Source organism: Microbacterium sp. LMX7-1.2 (assembly GCF_040675935.1).
In the GTDB taxonomy this organism is placed as follows: domain Bacteria; phylum Actinomycetota; class Actinomycetes; order Actinomycetales; family Microbacteriaceae; genus Microbacterium.
The window spans coordinates 794,523-811,432 of the sequence record NZ_JBEGIL010000001.1 but is presented as its reverse complement, the minus strand read 5'-3'; the positions used below and the strand labels follow the sequence as shown (position 1 = coordinate 811,432).

At 71.1% G+C, this 16,910-nt stretch carries 19 protein-coding genes; 9 read left to right on the top strand and 10 right to left on the bottom strand.

Annotation, left to right across the window (positions count from 1 at the left end; all coding sequences use genetic code 11):
* Positions 1-47 precede the first annotated feature (47 nt).
* Together MRBLMX7_RS04080 and dapD are read right to left on the bottom strand one after the other, a co-directional pair.
* Positions 48-1,430: a DEAD/DEAH box helicase gene (locus MRBLMX7_RS04080; protein WP_363366316.1), complete on the bottom strand. Its 1,383-nt coding sequence runs from the start codon at positions 1,428-1,430 to the stop codon at positions 48-50.
* A 260-nt stretch (positions 1,431-1,690) separates the two neighbouring features.
* Positions 1,691-2,644, bottom strand: coding sequence for a 2,3,4,5-tetrahydropyridine-2,6-dicarboxylate N-succinyltransferase (gene dapD / locus MRBLMX7_RS04075; protein WP_363366315.1), 954 nt, complete (start codon positions 2,642-2,644; stop codon positions 1,691-1,693).
* A 65-nt stretch (positions 2,645-2,709) separates the two neighbouring features.
* On the opposite strand from dapD, the gene dapE reads away from it, so the two are divergent.
* The 3 genes from dapE to MRBLMX7_RS04060 all read left to right on the top strand — a co-directional run bounded on the left by dapE (position 2,710) and on the right by MRBLMX7_RS04060 (position 5,252).
* Positions 2,710-3,783: a succinyl-diaminopimelate desuccinylase gene (gene dapE / locus MRBLMX7_RS04070; RefSeq protein WP_363366314.1), complete on the top strand. Its 1,074-nt coding sequence runs from the start codon at positions 2,710-2,712 to the stop codon at positions 3,781-3,783.
* Positions 3,765-4,982 (top strand): hypothetical protein, encoded by a 1,218-nt coding sequence (locus MRBLMX7_RS04065; RefSeq protein ID WP_363366313.1) that lies wholly within the window; start codon positions 3,765-3,767, stop codon positions 4,980-4,982. Before dapE ends, MRBLMX7_RS04065 begins: the two co-directional genes overlap by 19 nt.
* A 96-nt stretch (positions 4,983-5,078) precedes the next feature.
* Positions 5,079-5,252 (top strand): DUF3117 domain-containing protein, encoded by a 174-nt coding sequence (locus MRBLMX7_RS04060; protein ID WP_017203323.1) that lies wholly within the window; start codon positions 5,079-5,081, stop codon positions 5,250-5,252.
* Between the two features lie 91 nt (positions 5,253-5,343).
* On the opposite strand, the gene MRBLMX7_RS04055 is transcribed toward MRBLMX7_RS04060, so the two are convergent.
* Positions 5,344-5,979 carry an O-methyltransferase gene (locus tag MRBLMX7_RS04055; RefSeq protein WP_050721425.1) on the bottom strand — a complete coding sequence of 212 codons (636 nt, stop codon included), beginning with the start codon at positions 5,977-5,979 and terminating at the stop codon, positions 5,344-5,346.
* A gap of 89 nt (positions 5,980-6,068) precedes the next feature.
* Here MRBLMX7_RS04055 and MRBLMX7_RS04050 point away from each other — a divergent pair, with 89 nt between their 5' ends.
* Complete coding sequence (locus MRBLMX7_RS04050; protein WP_050721424.1) at positions 6,069-6,455, top strand: twin-arginine translocase TatA/TatE family subunit; 387 nt, start codon at positions 6,069-6,071, stop codon at positions 6,453-6,455.
* Positions 6,456-6,483: 28 nt separating this feature from the next.
* On the opposite strand, the gene MRBLMX7_RS04045 is transcribed toward MRBLMX7_RS04050, so the two are convergent.
* The 4 genes from MRBLMX7_RS04045 to MRBLMX7_RS04030 are packed head-to-tail and all read right to left on the bottom strand — an operon-like array spanning position 6,484 to position 9,952.
* Positions 6,484-6,960 carry a YcxB family protein gene (locus tag MRBLMX7_RS04045; protein WP_363366312.1) on the bottom strand — a complete coding sequence of 159 codons (477 nt, stop codon included), beginning with the start codon at positions 6,958-6,960 and terminating at the stop codon, positions 6,484-6,486.
* A gap of 9 nt (positions 6,961-6,969) precedes the next feature.
* Positions 6,970-8,088, bottom strand: a complete 1,119-nt coding sequence (locus MRBLMX7_RS04040) for an Mrp/NBP35 family ATP-binding protein (protein WP_363366311.1) — start codon at positions 8,086-8,088, stop codon at positions 6,970-6,972.
* Positions 8,085-8,636 (bottom strand): DUF1003 domain-containing protein, encoded by a 552-nt coding sequence (locus tag MRBLMX7_RS04035; protein ID WP_363366310.1) that lies wholly within the window; start codon positions 8,634-8,636, stop codon positions 8,085-8,087. The genes MRBLMX7_RS04040 and MRBLMX7_RS04035 overlap by 4 nt, the downstream gene beginning before the upstream one ends.
* Complete coding sequence (locus MRBLMX7_RS04030; protein WP_363366309.1) at positions 8,636-9,952, bottom strand: magnesium transporter MgtE N-terminal domain-containing protein; 1,317 nt, start codon at positions 9,950-9,952, stop codon at positions 8,636-8,638. Before MRBLMX7_RS04030 ends, MRBLMX7_RS04035 begins: the two co-directional genes overlap by 1 nt.
* Positions 9,953-10,051: 99 nt before the next feature.
* On the opposite strand from MRBLMX7_RS04030, the gene MRBLMX7_RS04025 reads away from it, so the two are divergent.
* The 4 genes from MRBLMX7_RS04025 (at position 10,052) to MRBLMX7_RS04010 (ending at position 12,505) form a co-directional block, all read left to right on the top strand.
* Positions 10,052-10,765, top strand: a complete 714-nt coding sequence (locus MRBLMX7_RS04025) for a general stress protein (protein WP_363366308.1) — start codon at positions 10,052-10,054, stop codon at positions 10,763-10,765.
* Complete coding sequence (locus MRBLMX7_RS04020; RefSeq protein ID WP_363366307.1) at positions 10,765-11,385, top strand: DUF4870 domain-containing protein; 621 nt, start codon at positions 10,765-10,767, stop codon at positions 11,383-11,385. Before MRBLMX7_RS04025 ends, MRBLMX7_RS04020 begins: the two co-directional genes overlap by 1 nt.
* Positions 11,385-12,035 carry an alpha/beta fold hydrolase gene (locus MRBLMX7_RS04015; RefSeq protein ID WP_363366306.1) on the top strand — a complete coding sequence of 217 codons (651 nt, stop codon included), beginning with the start codon at positions 11,385-11,387 and terminating at the stop codon, positions 12,033-12,035. The genes MRBLMX7_RS04020 and MRBLMX7_RS04015 overlap by 1 nt, the downstream gene beginning before the upstream one ends.
* Positions 12,036-12,109: 74 nt before the next feature.
* The gene (locus tag MRBLMX7_RS04010) at positions 12,110-12,505 is read left to right on the top strand and encodes a VOC family protein (RefSeq protein WP_363366305.1); all 396 of its coding nucleotides are present in this window, start codon (positions 12,110-12,112) and stop codon (positions 12,503-12,505) included.
* A 3-nt stretch (positions 12,506-12,508) separates the two neighbouring features.
* On the opposite strand, the gene MRBLMX7_RS04005 is transcribed toward MRBLMX7_RS04010, so the two are convergent.
* The 3 genes from MRBLMX7_RS04005 to MRBLMX7_RS03995 are packed head-to-tail and all read right to left on the bottom strand — an operon-like array spanning position 12,509 to position 15,926.
* On the bottom strand, positions 12,509-13,402 hold the full coding sequence (locus MRBLMX7_RS04005) for a phosphotransferase (protein WP_363366304.1): 894 nt from the start codon (positions 13,400-13,402) through the stop codon (positions 12,509-12,511).
* 9 nt (positions 13,403-13,411) lie between these two features.
* Positions 13,412-14,845, bottom strand: coding sequence for an aminopeptidase P family protein (locus MRBLMX7_RS04000; protein ID WP_363366303.1), 1,434 nt, complete (start codon positions 14,843-14,845; stop codon positions 13,412-13,414).
* A 52-nt stretch (positions 14,846-14,897) separates the two neighbouring features.
* Positions 14,898-15,926: an endonuclease/exonuclease/phosphatase family protein gene (locus MRBLMX7_RS03995; protein ID WP_363366302.1), complete on the bottom strand. Its 1,029-nt coding sequence runs from the start codon at positions 15,924-15,926 to the stop codon at positions 14,898-14,900.
* 85 nt (positions 15,927-16,011) lie between these two features.
* Between MRBLMX7_RS03995 and MRBLMX7_RS03990 the strand changes: the two genes are divergently transcribed.
* Complete coding sequence (locus MRBLMX7_RS03990; RefSeq protein ID WP_363366301.1) at positions 16,012-16,887, top strand: PHP domain-containing protein; 876 nt, start codon at positions 16,012-16,014, stop codon at positions 16,885-16,887.
* Positions 16,888-16,910 lie beyond the last annotated feature (23 nt).

Here is a 16,910-nt window from a genome sequence, read left to right as displayed (position 1 = left end):
TCTCCGCCCCCGCGTCTCATCCTGCGTCGAGAGGTGTGGGGGTGGCGTCAGCGCGCCTGACCGCCGCGTCCGCGGCCGCCCTGGCGAGAGCCCCCGCGCGACTGTCCGCCCTGACCCGTGACCTGTCCGCCCTGGCCGCCGGAGCGGGGGCGGCGACGACGGCGCGACGGCGGCGTCGTCGCGGACGACTTCTCGCCACCCTGCGGGCGCTGCTTCGGCGCTTGACGCTGCTGCTGCTGGACGGGTGCGGGGCGCACGTGCGGCGCGCGCTCCGGCACGAGCTCGGTCACGGCGGCCGAGGTGAGGTCCTCCAGGGGCGCGCTGATCGCGGCCTTGCGGAGCAGGTCCTTCACGTCGCGACGCTGCTCGGGGAGCACGACCGTGACGACGGTGCCGGCTGCGCCGGCACGCGCAGTGCGGCCGGAGCGGTGCAGGTACGCCTTGTGCTCCATGGGCGGGTCGACGTGCACCACGAGGTCGACGTTGTCGACGTGCACCCCACGGGCTGCGACGTCGGTCGCGACGAGCACGCGCACACCGCCGTCCTCGGGGTCCGAAGAGAAGGCGCCGAGGTTGCGCTCGCGAGCGTTCTGCGACAGGTTGCCGTGCAGGTCGACCGCCGGGATGCCCGCCGCGGTGAGCTGCTTGGCAAGCTTCTTGGCCTGGTGCTTCGTGCGGGTGAAGAGGATGCGACGGCCGGTGCCGGACGCGAGGTCGCGCACCAGGGTCGTCTTGTTCTCGGTCGAGTCCACGACGAGCACCCGGTGCGTCATCTCGCCCACCGGGACGCTGGCCTCGTCGACCTCGTGGCTCACCGGGTTCACGAGGAATCGACGTGCGAGCGTGTCGATTCCTCGGTCGAGCGTGGCGCTGAACAGCAGGCGCTGACCGCCCGCCGGGGTGGCGGTGAGGATGCGGGTGACGCCGGGCAGGAAGCCGAGGTCGGCCATGTGGTCGGCCTCGTCGAGCACGGTGACCTCGATCTCGCTCAGGCGCACGACCTTCTGCTTCATGAGGTCCTCGAGGCGGCCGGGGCACGCGACGACGATGTCGACGCCGCCGTTCAAGGCCTGCTCCTGCGGGCGCTGGCTCACACCGCCGAACACCGTGGTGACCTTGAGGCCGGCGGCGGCCGCGAGAGGAGCGACGGTCGCGGCGATCTGCGTGGCGAGCTCGCGCGTCGGCGCGAGGACGAGACCTCGGGGCAGGCCGGCGCGGCGCTTCCTGCCGGAGGCGGCGAGGCGCGCGACGAGCGGGAGCGCGAACGCGATGGTCTTGCCGCTGCCCGTGCGTCCGCGACCGAGGAGGTCGCGTCCGGCGAGGGAGTCGGGGAGCGTGTCGCGCTGAATGGCGAACGCTTCTGTCTTGCCGGACTCGGCGAGCACGGCGGCGAGATCGGCGGGAACGCCGAGATCGAGGAAGGAAGGCATGGGATTACTCCGGCAGCGCGCACGGCGGATCGCACGCGAGGGTTCTGGATGAGGGGTGGCGACGGCGCAGGGAGCGCATCGGTTCGCCGTGCGAAAGGCCAGCAGCGGCTGGTACGGGAGCAGCGTTCCGCGTGCTCGTTTCGGTCCTCGGAGACCCCGTTACGACGACGACATCAGCGGACGGGTCGTCCGGATGACGGTCCCAGCATATCAGCGTCGGGGTCGCCGAGGCTGAGCGACGCGTTCAGGCGTGCCGCGCCTCAGGCGTGGAGCGCCTCGTTCAGGGTCACGCCGACGCCTGCACGGCGCACCGCCTCGACCGCGCCGCTCAGCGAGTTGCGGCGGAAGAGGATGCCGTTCTCGCCCGACAGTTCCGCGCCCTTGACGGTCGGCCGTCCTCCGCCCGCCGTCGCGGGACCGTCGGCGACGACGATCTTGGTGCCGGCGGTCACGTAGAGCCCCGCCTCCACCACGCAGTCGTCGCCGAGGGAGATGCCGATGCCGGCGTTCGCGCCCAGCAGCGTGCGGGCGCCGATCGACACACGGTGGGAGCCGCCACCCGACAGGGTGCCCATGATGGATGCGCCCCCTCCGATGTCGCTGCCATCGCCGACCACGACGCCCTGGGAGATGCGACCCTCGACCATCGACGCGCCGAGCGTGCCGGCGTTGAAGTTCACGAAGCCCTCGTGCATGACCGTCGTGCCGGGGGAGAGGTAGGCGCCGAGACGCACGCGCGAGGCGTCCGCGATGCGCACCCCGGTCGGCTGCACGTAGTCGGTCAGGCGTGGGAACTTGTCGAGGCCCTGCACCTGGATGCCGGCCCGCTGCAGCAGCGGACGCAGGCGTGCGGCGTCGTCGGGATGCACGGGGCCCGCGTTGGTCCAGGCGACGATCGGCAGATGCGCGAAGATCCCGTCGAGGTTCACCTCGTTCGGGCGCACGACGAGGTGCGAGAGCGCGTGCAGGCGGAGGTAGGCGTCGGCGGTCGACGCAGGAGCCGCGTCGAGGTCGATATGCAGCTGCACGGTCTCGACCGTGACGTTCCGCCGCTCGTCCGGCCCCGCGACGGCATCCAGCGTGAGCAGCGCGGCGGCCGCGTCCCCGGGCGTCGGAGCGGTCGTGGACACCCCGGGGAACCACGCGTCCAGCGCGGTGCCGTCCGCGGCGATGGTCGAAAGTCCGGTACCCCACACGGTGCGCGCCTCAGTCATGCCTCCACGCTATCGCTCCCGCCCGGGCGATGACGTCCACGTGACGCGGTAAGTAGGCTGGGGGGATGGTGCTCGATCTGACCGCGTCCTCCCTCGATCTGACCCGCGCGATCTGCGACGTCCCGAGCGTGTCCGGCGACGAGAAGACCCTCGCCGACCTCATCGAGAACGCGGTGTCGGCGTACCCCCACCTCGAGGTGATCAGGCACGGCAACACGATCGTCGCACGCACCGATCTCGGACGGCCGCAGCGGGTCGCGATCGCGGGTCACATCGACACGGTCCCGATCAACGGGAACGTCCCGACCCGTGACGTCGAGATCGAGGGAGAGCCGTACCTGTGGGGTCGCGGCACTGTCGACATGAAAGCAGGCGTCGCGGTGCAGCTGAAGCTGGCGGCCGAGCTCACCAACCCCGCGGTCGACATCACCTGGATGTGGTACGACAACGAGGAGGTCGAGGCGTCCAAGAACGGCCTCGCACTGCTCGCCGCCGTGCGCCCCGACCTGTTCCAGGCCGACTTCGCGATCCTGGGCGAGCCTTCCAACGGTGAGGTCGAGGGCGGCTGCAACGGCACCATGCGGGCGATCGTCCGCACCTCGGGCGTGCGCGCACATGCCGCCCGCGCCTGGATCGGGGAGAACGCGATCCACCGGGCCGCCCCGATCCTCGCCCGGCTGGCCGAGTACCGGGCGAGGGAGGTGCCCGTCGAGGGTCTGCTGTACCGCGAGAGCATGAGCGCCGTGCGCATCTCCGGCGGAGTGGCCGGCAACGTGATCCCCGACGCCTGCGAGATCGAGGTCAACTACCGGTTCGCGCCGAGCAAGACCGCGGCGGACGCCGAAGCACACATCCGCAACCTCCTGGCCGGCTTCGACGTCGAGATCACGGATGCCGCCGAGGGCGCCCGTCCCGGTCTCGACGCCCCGATCGCCCAGGAGTTCGTCGCCGCGGTCGGCGCCGAGCCTCGCCCGAAGTACGGCTGGACCGACGTCGCGCGCTTCTCGGCGCTCGGCATCCCCGCCGTGAACTACGGCCCGGGCGACCCGCACCTCGCGCACCACGATGAAGAGCGCGTGCCCGTCGCGCAGATCGACGCCGTCGAGCAAGGACTGCGTGCATGGCTCAGCTCGCGCTGACCGCCGCGCGCCGCTGGGCCGGCATCCCACTGCCAGGACGGATCGCGATCGTCTACGTCGCGGCACGTCTCGTGACCACCGCTCTCATGATCGTCGCCGCCGTGCAGTCGACCTCGCTGTCGCGCTTCGGAGCCGACGCGGGACTCGCCGACTTCGTCGTCGGCTGGGACGCGCAGTGGTACTGGCTGGTCGCCGAGAACGGGTATCCCTCGGAGCTGCCGCTCACCGGCTCCGGTGACGTCGCGGAGAACGCGTGGGCGTTCATGCCGGTCTTCGCGTTCGCCGCGAAGGCCGTCGGGTTCGTGTTCGGCTCGTGGGGCATGGGCGCACTGCTCGTCTCCTTCGGGGCCGGGTACCTCGCATGCCTCGCGCTGCATCGACTGCTGCGGGACCGCATCGGACGTTCGGCGGCGATGTGGTCGGTGGCGTTCTTCGCCTTCGGGCCGCTCGCGGCGATGTTCCAGGTCGGGTACGCGGAGACGCTGTTCCTGCTTCTGCTGTTCCTCGCGCTCGACGCCACCGTGCGGCGCCGCTACGCCTGGCTGTACCTGCTGATCCCCGTCATGGCGTTCACCCGCCCCGGGATCCTCGCGTTCGCGCTGTACCTCGGGCTCCACGGCATCCTGCGCCTCATGCATCGCCGCGACGATCCGCTGTCGCGCGGAGAGGTCGTGCACATCCTCGTGCTCGGCGCACTCGCGACGGCCTGCGGCTTCGCGTGGCAGGGGATCGCCGCGCTCGTGACGGGAGACCCCGGGGCGTATCTCGCCACCGAGCTGGCCTGGCGCCAGCACTGGATCGCCGGCGGTGTGGACACGTTCATCCCGTTCGAAGGATGGATCCAGTCCTCGTCGTTCTGGTTCGCCCAGTGGGGACTGCCGGGGGAATGGGGCCCCGCGGCGCTCGCGCTGATGGTGGTGGCCGTCGCAGTGGCCCTAGTGCTCCTCCCTCAGGTGCGCGCGCTCGGCGCCGATCTGCGACTGTGGAGCGCGAGCTACCTGCTGTACCTGCTCGCCGTCTTCTTCCCGCAGTCGAGCACCTTCCGTCTCCTGCTGCCGCTCAGTCCGCTCTGGGGAGCGGTCGCCGTTCCGCGCTCGCGCCTCTGGCGCATCGGCGTGCTGGCCGTCTGCATCCTCGGCCAATGGGTGTGGATCTACCAGGTCTACGCACTCGGGAACACGTTCTGGCAGGTTCCGTGATTGTTAATCCTTGATGCATTTCTTCACGGGCGACGCTCAGGTTCGAGTGACACCCGATAAACTGATCGCATACCACCGGAGGAAAAGGAGCCCACGATGGCAGCGATGAAGCCGAGGACCGGAGACGGACCCATGGAGGCCGTGAAAGAAGGGCGACTCATCATCGTGCGCGTCCCGCTCGAAGGCGGCGGCCGTCTGGTCGTCTCCGTGAACGACGCCGAGGCGAAGGAACTCCACGACGTGCTGGCGGCCGTCGTGGCGCCGGCCTGATCGACTCTGGCCCGCTCTGAGGCGGACCCGCAAGAGGGCGACGGATGCGATCCGTCGCCCTCTTCGCGTATCCACGTCGCCTGGGATCGCGTCAGTCGGTGCCGATGCTGAGGAGCTGGAGCAGCCCCTCGGCGGCGGGGGAGACGGTCGCGAGGACAGCGGCCGACTCCTGGGTCTCCTGCACGAGAGAGCGGTATGCGGCGGTGATCTCATCGCGTTGCACCGGATCGGCGACGCGACCGCCGGCCAGCACGCGGGGGACGAGGACCATGCCGCCCGTGCGCACGAGACGCAGACCGTGCTCGACGTACTCGATGACGTTCTCGGGATCGGCGTCGACGAGCACGATGTCGTACGAGGCCTCGTTCATGCGGGGGAGGACATCCGATGCCCGGCCCGTGATGAAGCGCGCCTTGGTGGCCGGGATGCGGGCGTCCGCGAACGCCTGACGGGCGGCCGCCAGATGCTCGGGCTCGTTGTCGATGGAGGTCAGCACGGCCTGAGGGGCGCCGCGCAGCAACCACAGCCCGGAGACTCCGGCACCCGTGCCGATCTCGACCATCGAACGCGCGCCCGTCGCCGCAGCGAGCACGGCGATCTGCGAGCCGAGCGCGGCACTGAGGGGCGCGGCTCCGAGCTCGACGGCGTGGGCGCGGGCACGGGCGATCGAGGACGGCTCGACGATGGATTCACGGAGGAAGCGTGCGTTCGCATCGTTCTCGCTCATGGCGTGGATCTCCTGCCTCAGGGGTCTGTTCTCCCAGGGTATGCGCTCGGCGTGCGACGGGCGGGCAGGCGCGGCGGTAGCCTGGGGAGATGCAGTTCGGGATCACCTTCGAGAAGCTGCTGCTGATCGGTCTGATCGCTGTGCTGCTCGTCGGACCGGAGCGGCTGCCGCGCTATGCCGAGAGCGTCGCCAAGCTCGCGCGCCGAGCAGGCGAGTTCCTTCGCGACACCAAGAGTCGTGTGCGCGACGAGATGGGGCCCGAGATCGACGACGTCGACTGGCGCCGCCTCGATCCCCGCCAGTACGACCCGCGGCGCATCATCCGCGACGCGCTGTTCGAGGACGACAACACCCCGGCTCGCGCCACACCGACGCCCGTGGTCGCGGAGCCAGCCGTCGTGAAGCCGGATTCGCGGGTCGTCCGCCCCGACTTCTCTCGGGACAACCCACCGCCGTACGACCCGGAATCGACCTGACGGGCCGGAATCGACCTGACGGGTTCGGTCAGGCGACGCTGAGCCTCAGCCGGGCGATGTCGTCGTCCGTCAGCAGCACCCGGGGGACGACCGTGACCGCCGTGCTGTTGCGGATGCGCAGGATCACGGCGTCACGGCCCACCCGGATCCCCTCGAACTCGCGGTAGCGGATGTCGGACACGCGGCGGTCGGCACCGATCTGCAGGGTGTCCGGCTCGAGCCGGGCCCAGACCACCGTCCCCGGCGGAGTCGCCGTGCGCACGGCGCGACGGGCGCTCGACACGGTCGCGAGCACCGCGACGACGCCCAATCCGAGCGTGGCGAGGGGCAGCCACGCCGCTGAGTTGGCGTCATCGGCTGCACCGGTGCCGAGCGTCAGGAAGCTCAGGGCGAGGCCGGCAGCCAGCGCCACCCACATCACGATGGCCCACGGACGGGTCAACCCGTAGACGGCCGCGTCGCGCGCCATGCGGCGTAGGAGGCCCTCATCGATCGTGATGGTCATGGGATCCTCTCAGCCGAGGGACATGGGCAGCGGGCGCCCGGACAGGCCGCGCCCCCGGCGCGACAGCGAGCGTGCGAGATCGCGGATCGCCGCGGCGGCGGCATCCGTCGGATCCGCGAGCACGATGGGCGCTCCCGCGTCGCCGCCCGCGCGGAGACCCGGACTGAGCGGGATGCTCGCGAGCAGTGGGACGTCCTCGGTATCGGACAGCGCGTCCGCGACGGCCGTGCCTCCGCCCGAGCCGAACAGGTCGACCACGGTGCCGTCGGGCAGCGTGAGGGGGCCCATGTTCTCGACCACGCCGATCACCCTCTGTCCGGTCTGCCGCGCGACGAGGCCGCTGCGGATCGCCACGTCGGACGCCGCCGCCTGCGGTGTGGTGACGACGAGGACCTCGGCGTGCGGCAGGATCTGTCCGATCGAGATCGCGATGTCGCCGGTGCCCGGCGGCATGTCGATCAGCAGCACGTCGAGGTCGCCGAAGAACACGTCGGTCAGGAACTGCTGCACGGTGCGGTGCAGCATCGGACCGCGCCACGCGACCACGGCCTCCCCGACGCGCAGGAACATGCCGATCGAGATGGTCTTCACCCCGTGCGCGACGGGCGGGAGCATGAGGTCGTCGATCCGTGTGGGCTGGGTGCCGGCGGGGATGCCGAGCAGGCCGGGGATCGAGAAACCGTGCACGTCGGCGTCGACCAGACCGACCGCGAGGCCCTGCTCGGCGAGGGCGACGGCGAGGTTCGCTGTGACCGTGGACTTGCCGACTCCGCCCTTGCCGCTGGAGACGAGGATCACCCGGGTCAGCGAATCGGGGCCGAAGGGCATCTGCCGTGGCGCACGGCCGTCGCGGAGCTTGTCGGTGAGTGCCTTGCGCTCCGCGGGAGTCATGACCCCGACCTCGACCTCGACCTCCTCGACGCCCGGCACGGACGACGCGGCCGCGCGCACGTCGGACTCGATGCGCTGCGCCGCCGGGCATCCGACGATCGTCAGGACGATCGCGACGTGCGCGCGCGATCCCTCCACCGAGATCTCGCGCACCATGTCGAGGTCGCCGATCGGACGCCGGAGCTCGGGGTCCGAGACCGCCGCCACCGCCGCACGGACGGAATCCGCGGAGCTCATGGCGTCGAGCGACCGCTCGACCGGCGCTCGTCGACGTGCTGACCCGTGTGCGTCCCCGACTGGTCGTCGGAGTCGCCGAGCTCGGCCAGCAGCGCCTTGAGCTCCTGGCGCAGCACGTCACGCGTGACGACCTGGGAGTTGCGCTCCTCGAGCGACATGCGCAGCGCCACGATCTCACGCGCGAGGTACTCGGTGTCGGCGAGGTTGCGCTCGGCGCGCTGACGGTCCTGCTCGATCTGCACCCGGTCGCGGTCGTCCTGCCGGTTCTGGGCGAGGAGGATCAGCGGTGCGGCGTACGACGCCTGCAACGACAGCATGAGCGTGAGCGCCGTGAAACCCAGAGCGGCGTCGTCGAAGCGCAGGCGGTCGGGCATCAGGGTGTTCCATCCGATCCACAGGATGCAGAACAGGCTGAGGATCACGAGGAACGCGGGCGTCCCCATGGCGCGGGCGACCCACTCGGTGAAGCGGCCGAACCGGTCGCGGGACGTCGCCCGGGGCCTGGAGGATCCGCGGCCGGGAGCGTCGAGGCGAGGCGAGCGGGCCATCATCCGACCTCCTTCCGCGGGGTGGGAGCGCTCTGTGCGCGGGCGGTGGCCGCACCCGGAGCCGTGGCCTGCACGGGCTCGTCGCTGTCGTGCGTGCGCCAGTCGTCGGGCAGCAGGTAGTCGAGCACGTCGTCGATGCTGATCGCGCCGACCAGGCGATGCGCCGTGTCGATCACCGGCAGCGACACGAGATCGTAGCTCGCCAGCATGCGCGCGACCTCGGCGGCCGAGGCCGTGACGGGCACGGGCTCGAGGCTGTCGTCGACGATCGCGCCCAGGCGCTCGTGCGGCGGGTAGCGCAGCATCCGCTGGAAGTGCACCATGCCGAGCAGGCGCCCCGTGGGCGTCTCGAAGGGCGGCAGGGTCACGAAGACGGCGGCAGCGAGGGCCGGGTGCAGCTCGTGCCGGCGGATCAGTGCGAGCGCCTCGGCGACCGTGGCGTCGGCGGACAGGATGATCGGCTCCGGCGTCATGAGACCGCCGGCCGTGTCGGGGCCGTAGCGGAGCAGCATCCGCACGTCCTCCGCCTCCTCGGGCTCCATGAGCTCGAGGAGCTGCTCCAGACGGTTCGGCGGGAGCTGGGCGAGCAGGTCGGCCGCGTCGTCGGGTTCCATCTGGTCGAGGATGTCCGCGGCGCGCTCGTCGCCGAGGCGGTCGAGGATGTGCACCTGCTCGTCCTCGGGCATCTCTTCGAGAGCGTCGGCGAGACGATCGTCGGAGAGCTCCTCCGCCACCTCGATCATGCGCTGCTGCGGCAGATCGAGGAGCGTGTTGGCGAGGTCTGCGGCGTGCAGCTCCGAATAGGAGGCGACGAGCTGCTCGGCCGACTGCGCCTCGCCGGGCGCGCGCTCCTCGGCGACCTCGCTCCAAGCCGCGAATGTGGTCGATCCCTTCGCGAACGGCGAGGCGCTCGTCTTCGGGCGGCGCAGGAAGAGCTGGCTGATCGCCCATTCCCCGAGCCGGTTCGGCTCGATCGCGACGTCCTCGATGACCGCGTCACCGCTGCCGTCGACCAGGCTCACCCGACGCCCGAGCAGTTCGGCGAGCACTCGCACCTCGCCCGCCCTGGGGGAGAAGCGGCGCACGTTGATGAGTCCGGTGCTGATCACCTGGCCGGAGCGGATCGAGGTCACGCGTCCGATCGACAGGAACACCTGGCGGCGCCCGGGGATCTCGACGACGAGGCCGATGACGCGCGGGGCCGCGGTACTTCGGTACACGATGACGACGTCACGGACCTTGCCGAGCCGGTCGCCCACGGGGTCGAAGACGGCGCAGCCTGCCAGGCGCGCGGCGAATACCCGTTGTGTGCTCACCCGTCCAGCGTAGTCCGCCGGTCGTGCGTGCGACGCGGCATCCGCCTCCGATCCGGCCGCTCCCGGGCCGATCAGGGGGAGGCATGGAACAATGGCGGGATGAGCATGCTGAACCGTCCCGCCGACAGCCGCGACGAAGGGGAGATCGTCGCCTCGACGCGCGATTACGAGGGCGCCCAGAAGACGGTGTCGAAGCTCATCGCCCAGGAGGTGCCCGCGCGCGACATCACGATCGTCGGGCAGAGCGTGCGCACGGTCGAGCGCATCACCGGTCGACTCGGCTACGCCGCCGCCGCGCGATCCGGCGCCATCAACGGCGTGCTCATCGGACTCTTCCTCGCCGCGATCCTCGTGATCGGCAACCCCGAGGTGCCGATCCAGATGTTCGTCGGCTTCGTCTTCATCGGCGTCGCGCTCGGCATGATCCTCAGCCTCGTGACCTACGCGATCGTCCGTCGTCGGCGCGACTTCGCGAGTGTCACGCAGTTCGCCGCGGACCACTACGAGGTGCGCGTGCAGGCCGCATCGCTCGCGAAGGCGCGCCAGGTCCTCGGAGCGGTCCGCCCGGCCACGGTGCGTCCGCCCGTGAACCTCGACGAGCCGCCGCGGTACGGCGAGCGCATCACGCCCGGAAGCGGGGAGGGGCAGGCGCAGCCGCCGGCTCCCGCCGATCAGAAACCGCCCGCGGTCACGGCCCCTCCGGAGGGTGCAGAGGCGCCGATCCCCCCGCGCCCCGCCGACCCGGAGACGACGCCCGAGCAGGAGCCGGGCAGCGGACCGGCCGCCGGACCGAAACCCGCCGAAGGAGCCTGATGAGCGCCGACGAGCCGATCCGACCCGAGACGGCGTCCGCGGTCCCGCAACCGCCGGCGCCGCCTGCCCCGCCCGTCGTGCCGGGGCAGGTCGCACCGCCCGCGGCTCCCGGATTCCCGGCGCAGGCACCGGGACAGCCGACGCAGCCCCCGACGCACGCGGCCCAGGCTCCCGGGTACGCGGCGCCCGCTCCCGGGTACCCCGCTGGCGTCTACCCTGCGGCACCTCCTCCGCGCGGACTCCTGCCGTGGGCGCTCGGGCTGCTCATCCTCGTCCCCTTCCCGTTCGTCGGGGGTCTCGCCTCCGGCATCGCGATGGCGGTGAGCGGGGGAGCTTCGCGCCGATCGGGCGGTGTGGCCGCCGAGAACGCGCGTGTCGCGCTGAACTGGGGCCTCACATATCTCCTCGTGTCGACCGTGCTCGTGATCAGCCATTTCGTGCTGCTCTTCGCCCTCTCCGCACGCGGGCCGATCGAGGGCTTCTTCCCGTTCGGCACGATCATCACGATCTACTTCGCGCTGTCGGTGCTGCACGTCGTGCTCGTGATCGTGGGCATGGTGCGAGCCTCCGCCGGCAAGGTGATGCGGATCCCATTCGCTATCCCGTTCCTGCGCCGCTGATGCCCTCGATCCCGGTCCAGCTGTCCACCGGCTCCGTGACGGTGTCCGCGGACTGGAGCGACGGCACGCGCGATGACGTCGTGGTGATCGCCCACGGGGCCGGCACGGGCAAGGACCATCCGTTCCTGACCGGATTCGCGGAAGCCCTCGGAGAACTCGGCTTCGCGACGTTGCGGTTCAACTTCCCGTACGTCGAACAGGGTCGCCGGATGCCGGGGCCCGCCACTCATGCCGTGGCGACCTGGAACGCGGTCGTGACCTTCGCGCGTGAGCAGGCACCGAACTCGCGCATCTGGGCGACGGGCAAGTCGTACGGAGGGCGCATGGCGTCGATGGCGGTGGCCGAGGGGCTCGCCGTCGACGGCCTCGCGTACCTCGGGTATCCGCTGCACCCGCCGGGTCGTCCCGAGAAGCCCCGCGCCGAGCACCTGCCGGCGATCTCCGTGCCGCAGCTGTTCGTGGAGGGTTCGAACGATCCGTTCATCCAGCCCGTCGACCAGTTCGAGGCCGTCGTGCAGACCTGCCAGGATGCGCGCGTCGTGTGGATCGACGGCGGCGGCCACACGTTCGAGGTCAAGGGACGCAAGCGCCCGGCAGAGCAGATCGGCGCCTCGCTCGCGCCATATATTGCTACGTTCGCACAGGCTTGACAGCATGGCGGGGTGAACCTCGAACCCGGTGCCCCGATCCTCGCCCCTGCCGCTGTTCATCGAGGACTCCCGTCGTGAAGGGCCTGCACCACGTCGAGATCTGGGTGCCCGACATCGAGGAGGCGGCGCGCTCGTGGAACTGGCTGCTCGAGAGGCTCGGACTGGAGCAGACCGGGCAGTGGTCGGAGGGGCGGACGTGGGAGGCGGGGACGACCTACCTGACGCTGACGACCTCGCCCAACCTCGCAGCGCCCGAGCACGACCGGCGTCGTTCCGGCCTGAACCATCTCGCATTCTGGGGTGGGACGCCCGGCGAGGTCGACGCGCTGATGGGCGAGGCGCCCGAGCACGGCTGGAACCCGCTCTACCACGACCGCTATCCGCACGCGGGAGGGCCCGACCACTACGCGGGCTGGCTCGAGAACGCCCAGGGGTTCAAGGTCGAGATCGCCGCCGAGACCGACGATTGACGGTCACCGGAGTGCCGCCAGCTCCTCGTCCGACAGCAGGCGCCCCACGGTCGAGAGGCCTAGTCCGCTCATCGTCGGGTTGCTCTCCACGTAGTACCAGACGAGCCCCATCGCCTGCTGCAGCGCCCAGGCGGCTCCGCGGCGCCAGGCGACGGCATCCGCTCCCAGGCCGTCACGGACGATGTCGCGGCGGTCGGCGTCGAACAGGTGCCAGGCGGCGACGAGGTCGAGTGCCGGATCCGCAGGGCCGAAACCGCCGGTGTCCAGTACCCCCGCCAGGCGATCACCCGCGGAGAGCAGGTTGAACGGCGTGAGGTCGAGGTGGCTCATGACATCGGGTCCGGCCGTCGGCAGATCGCGCAGCGCACGCCACAGTCGCCTCACCCGACCGACGTCCACCAGTCGCGTGCTCTGACCCAGGCAGTGCTCCACCCAGTCGTCGTGGTCGCGCAGCCGACCTCCGCGCCCGCGCCCGTCGAAGACCCGGCCGCGCCGCGGCACCGCGCGAAGAGCGGAAACCACACCGACCACATCGCGAGCGAAGTCGTCGGAGGACTCGTGCGTGACGGGTCCGACCGGATCGCCCGCGACCCACGTCTGCACCGACCACGCGGAGTCGAAGTCCTCCGACGCCGCGCCCACCCCCGCGGGAACGGGCGCAACGACCGGCGAGGCATCGGCGAACTCGACCATGGCCGCGGCCTCGGCGCGCAGCCGCTGCTCCGACTCGCCCACGAGGGGGAAGCGCGCCACGTGATCGTCGCCGATGCGGACGATCGTGTTCACCGTCGCCGCGGTCCGCAGCCGACGCAGCGGCAGGCCGGCGAGCTCGGGGAAACGCTGCGCGATCAGCCGCGCCGCGACCTCGTCGGTGACCCCGAGCTCGCCGTCACGCACGTGCGGCGCTCAGCCCTGCACTCGGGCGATCCACGCCTCGATCTCGTCGGCGGTGCGGGGGATGTCCGCCGAGAGGTTCACCGGGCCGTCCTCCGTCATGAGGATGTCGTCCTCGATGCGCACGCCGATGCCGCGGTACTCGGCCGGAACCGTCACGTCGTCGATCTGGAAGTACAGGCCCGGCTCGATCGTGAACACCATGCCCGGGGCGAGGATCCCGTCGTAGTACATCTCCCGGCGCGCCTGCGCGCAGTCGTGCACGTCGATGCCCAGGTGGTGCGAGGTGCCGTGCACCATGTAGCGACGGTGCTGCCCGCCGGCATCCGCGTCGAGCGCCTCCTCGGCCGTCACGGGGAGCAGACCCCATTCGGCGGTGCGGGCGGCGATGACCTTCATGGCGGCCTCGTGCACCTCGCGGAAGCGCACGCCCACGCGCGCGGCCGCGAACGCGGCGTCCGCGGCCTCGCGCACGGTCTCGTACACACGGCGCTGCACCTCGGTGAACGAACCAGAGACGGGGAGCGTGCGGGTGATGTCGGCCGTGTACAGGCTGTCTGCCTCCACGCCCGCATCCACGAGGATCAGGTCGCCCGGGACCACGGTGCCGTCGTTGCGCGTCCAGTGCAGGTAGCAGGCGTGCGGACCGGAGGCCGCGATCGTGTCGTACCCCTCGCCGTTGCCGTCCTCGCGGGCGCGGCGGTGGAAGACGCCCTCCACGACGCGCTCGCCGCGGGCGTGCGAGACCGCGTCGGGCAGGGCGCGGATGATGTCGTCGAAGCCCTGGGCGGTGATGTCGACCGCGCGGCGCATCTCGGCGATCTCGTACTCGTCCTTGACGAGCCGCAGCTCGGACACGAAGCGCGTGAGGTCCTCGGACTCCTCGAGCACCAGCTCGCCGTCCACGGGGGCGAAGTCGTCGAGGTGCGCGGTCGCGATGCCGAGGTCGGCGGCGACGCCCGCGAGCGAGGGGCGCGGGCCGATCCAGAACTCGCCGACCGTCGCGTCAGCGTAGAACTCCGTGGTCGTGCGGTCGGCGCGCTCACGGAAGAACAGGGTCACGTCGTGGCCGTCGTCGGTCGGCTCGAACACGAGGATCGAGTCGGGCTCGCTGTCGGCGGCCCAGCCGGTCAGGTGGGCGAACGCGGAGTGCGCGCGGAACGGGTAGTCGGTGTCGTTGCTGCGCTGCTTGAGCGAGCCTGCGGGGAGCACCAGGCGCAGTCCGGGGAAGGCGGCGGACACGGCCGCACGACGGGTCGCGGCGTACGGGGCCTGCGCGCGGGGCGAGGGGAGGGTCTCGGGGCGCTCCGCCCAGCCGGTGGAGATCGTGTCGAGGAAGCCGCGGGGGAACGGCTGCTTGCGGTTCGTCGTGCCGGTCTCGGCCGGCTTCTCCGCGGCGGTCTCGACGGCGGGTTCAGCGATCGTGTCGCGTTCTGCGGTGCTCATCCCTCCAGTCTGTCACCTGAGACGGGGAAGCGGGATGCCGCGCCGGAGCGGCTCAGCCCGCAGGCTCCAGCTGCACCACGAGCGCCCGGTGGTCGCTGCCGCTCGCGTGGTCGATCACCTCGGAGCCCGTCGGGGTCCAGTTCGGTGAGGCCATGACGTGGTCGATCGGCGCGCCGAGCAGCGCGGGCAGCGAGCTCGGCCACGTGCCGCTCAGACCGTTGCCGGTTCGTGTGGCGACGTCTCGGCAGTACCCCATGTCCCCGCCGTCGACTCCGAGTCCCGCCATGTGGTCGACGGTCGCGTTGAAGTCGCCGGCGAGCACGAAGTTGCCCTCAGGGCACTGGTCGGCGATCCAGCGGAGGTCGCTGCGCCAACCCTCCATCTCCTCCATGCGCGGGGCCACGGCGTGCACGGCGACGATCGTCGGTGCGTTCCCGTTGCCGCCGACCGGCATGAGCACGGCACTCGGTACCGAGCCGGTGTTGCTCGTGCCGTCCTCCGAGGACTCGATGACCGAGTACTCGCCGAGCTCCGGCGACACCAGCACGGTCGTGAACCAGGACTTCGGGCCGTCGACCACATCGGGCTTGAACTGCACATGGTGCACCCACATCGGGCGTCCCTGATCGCGCAGCATGACGGCGACCTGCTCGCCGACGGCCTCGGTCGTCTCCGGGAGCGCCACGATGTCGGCGCCCTGGTCGAGCACCTCACGGGCGATCTGCTCGGCGGTGACCGCGTCTCCTGCGGTGTTCCAGGTGAGGACGCGGATGCTGGCATCGGTCGCGGCGGGGAGCCCGGCGGCCCCGAACCCCCTCGTCATCCCGACCACGCCGGTCGCTCCGGCCCCGAGCAGCGCCACGATGAGCACGGAGGCGGCGAAGCCGCGCAGCGGGCGCGCGATCGTCAGGAGCAGTGCTAGCACGGCGATGCCGAGGAATGCCGCCAGGACGATGCCGCGTGCCGCGACGGTCTGTGCGAAGGGGTAGGTCTGCTCGAGGTGGAAGAACTGCGGCCACACCACGATCGCCGTCCCGATCGCGAGCAGCACGGTGAACAGGATCCCCAGAAGTCTCAGCATCCCCTCCAGCCTAGGAGGACTCGCTGGGAACACCCTGCCGTGTCCGGGCGCGTCTCGGACCGGCCGCGCTCGGTACTCTCGGAGGATGGCCGTCGTTCGCTCGCACCGATTCGCGGGTCCCGCTGACCTGCACCTGCACTCCAACCACTCGGACGGTACGGAGTCGCCGCGCGAGGTCGTGCGCCAGGCCCAGGCTCATGGGGTGCGCACGCTCGCCCTCACGGACCACGACCGCACGACCGGATGGGACGCCGCCGGCGAGGAGGCCGTGAGCCGCGGCCTGACGTTCCTTCCCGGTATGGAGCTGTCGGCGAAGCACGAGTGGCGCAGCGTGCACGTACTGGGCTACCTCTTCGACCCTGCGCACCCGGGTCTCGTCGCCGAGACGCAGCGGATCCGGGGCGATCGGATCGGTCGCGCCGAGCGCATCGTCCGGAACATCGGCCGCGACTACGACCTGCACTGGGACGACGTGCTCGCCCAGACGACCCCGGATGCGACCGTGGGCAGGCCGCACATCGCCGACGCGCTCGTGGCGCGGGGCATCGTGCGCGACCGCACCGAGGCGTTCGACGGCATCCTGCATCCGCGCGAGGGCTACTACGAGCCGCACTACGCGCCCGACCCGCTCACGGCGGTGCGATTGATCACGGATGCCGGGGGAGTGGCGATCATCGCGCATCCCGTGACGAGCGGTCGCGACCGCATGATGCCGATCCCGTTCATCGAGCGACTGATCGCGGAGGGACTTGGCGGCTTCGAGATCGATCACCGCGAGAACACCGAGTCGGGCAAGCGGACGCTGCGTCGTATCGCCGCCGACCACGACCTCATCGTGACGGGGTCGAGCGACTACCACGGAAGCGGCAAGCCGAACCTGCCGGGGGAGAACACGACGGACGAGCACATGGTGGCGCGGCTCATCGAGCGGGCGACGGGAAGCGAGCCGCGCTACCCCTGACGCGATCGCGACGGAGCACCGCA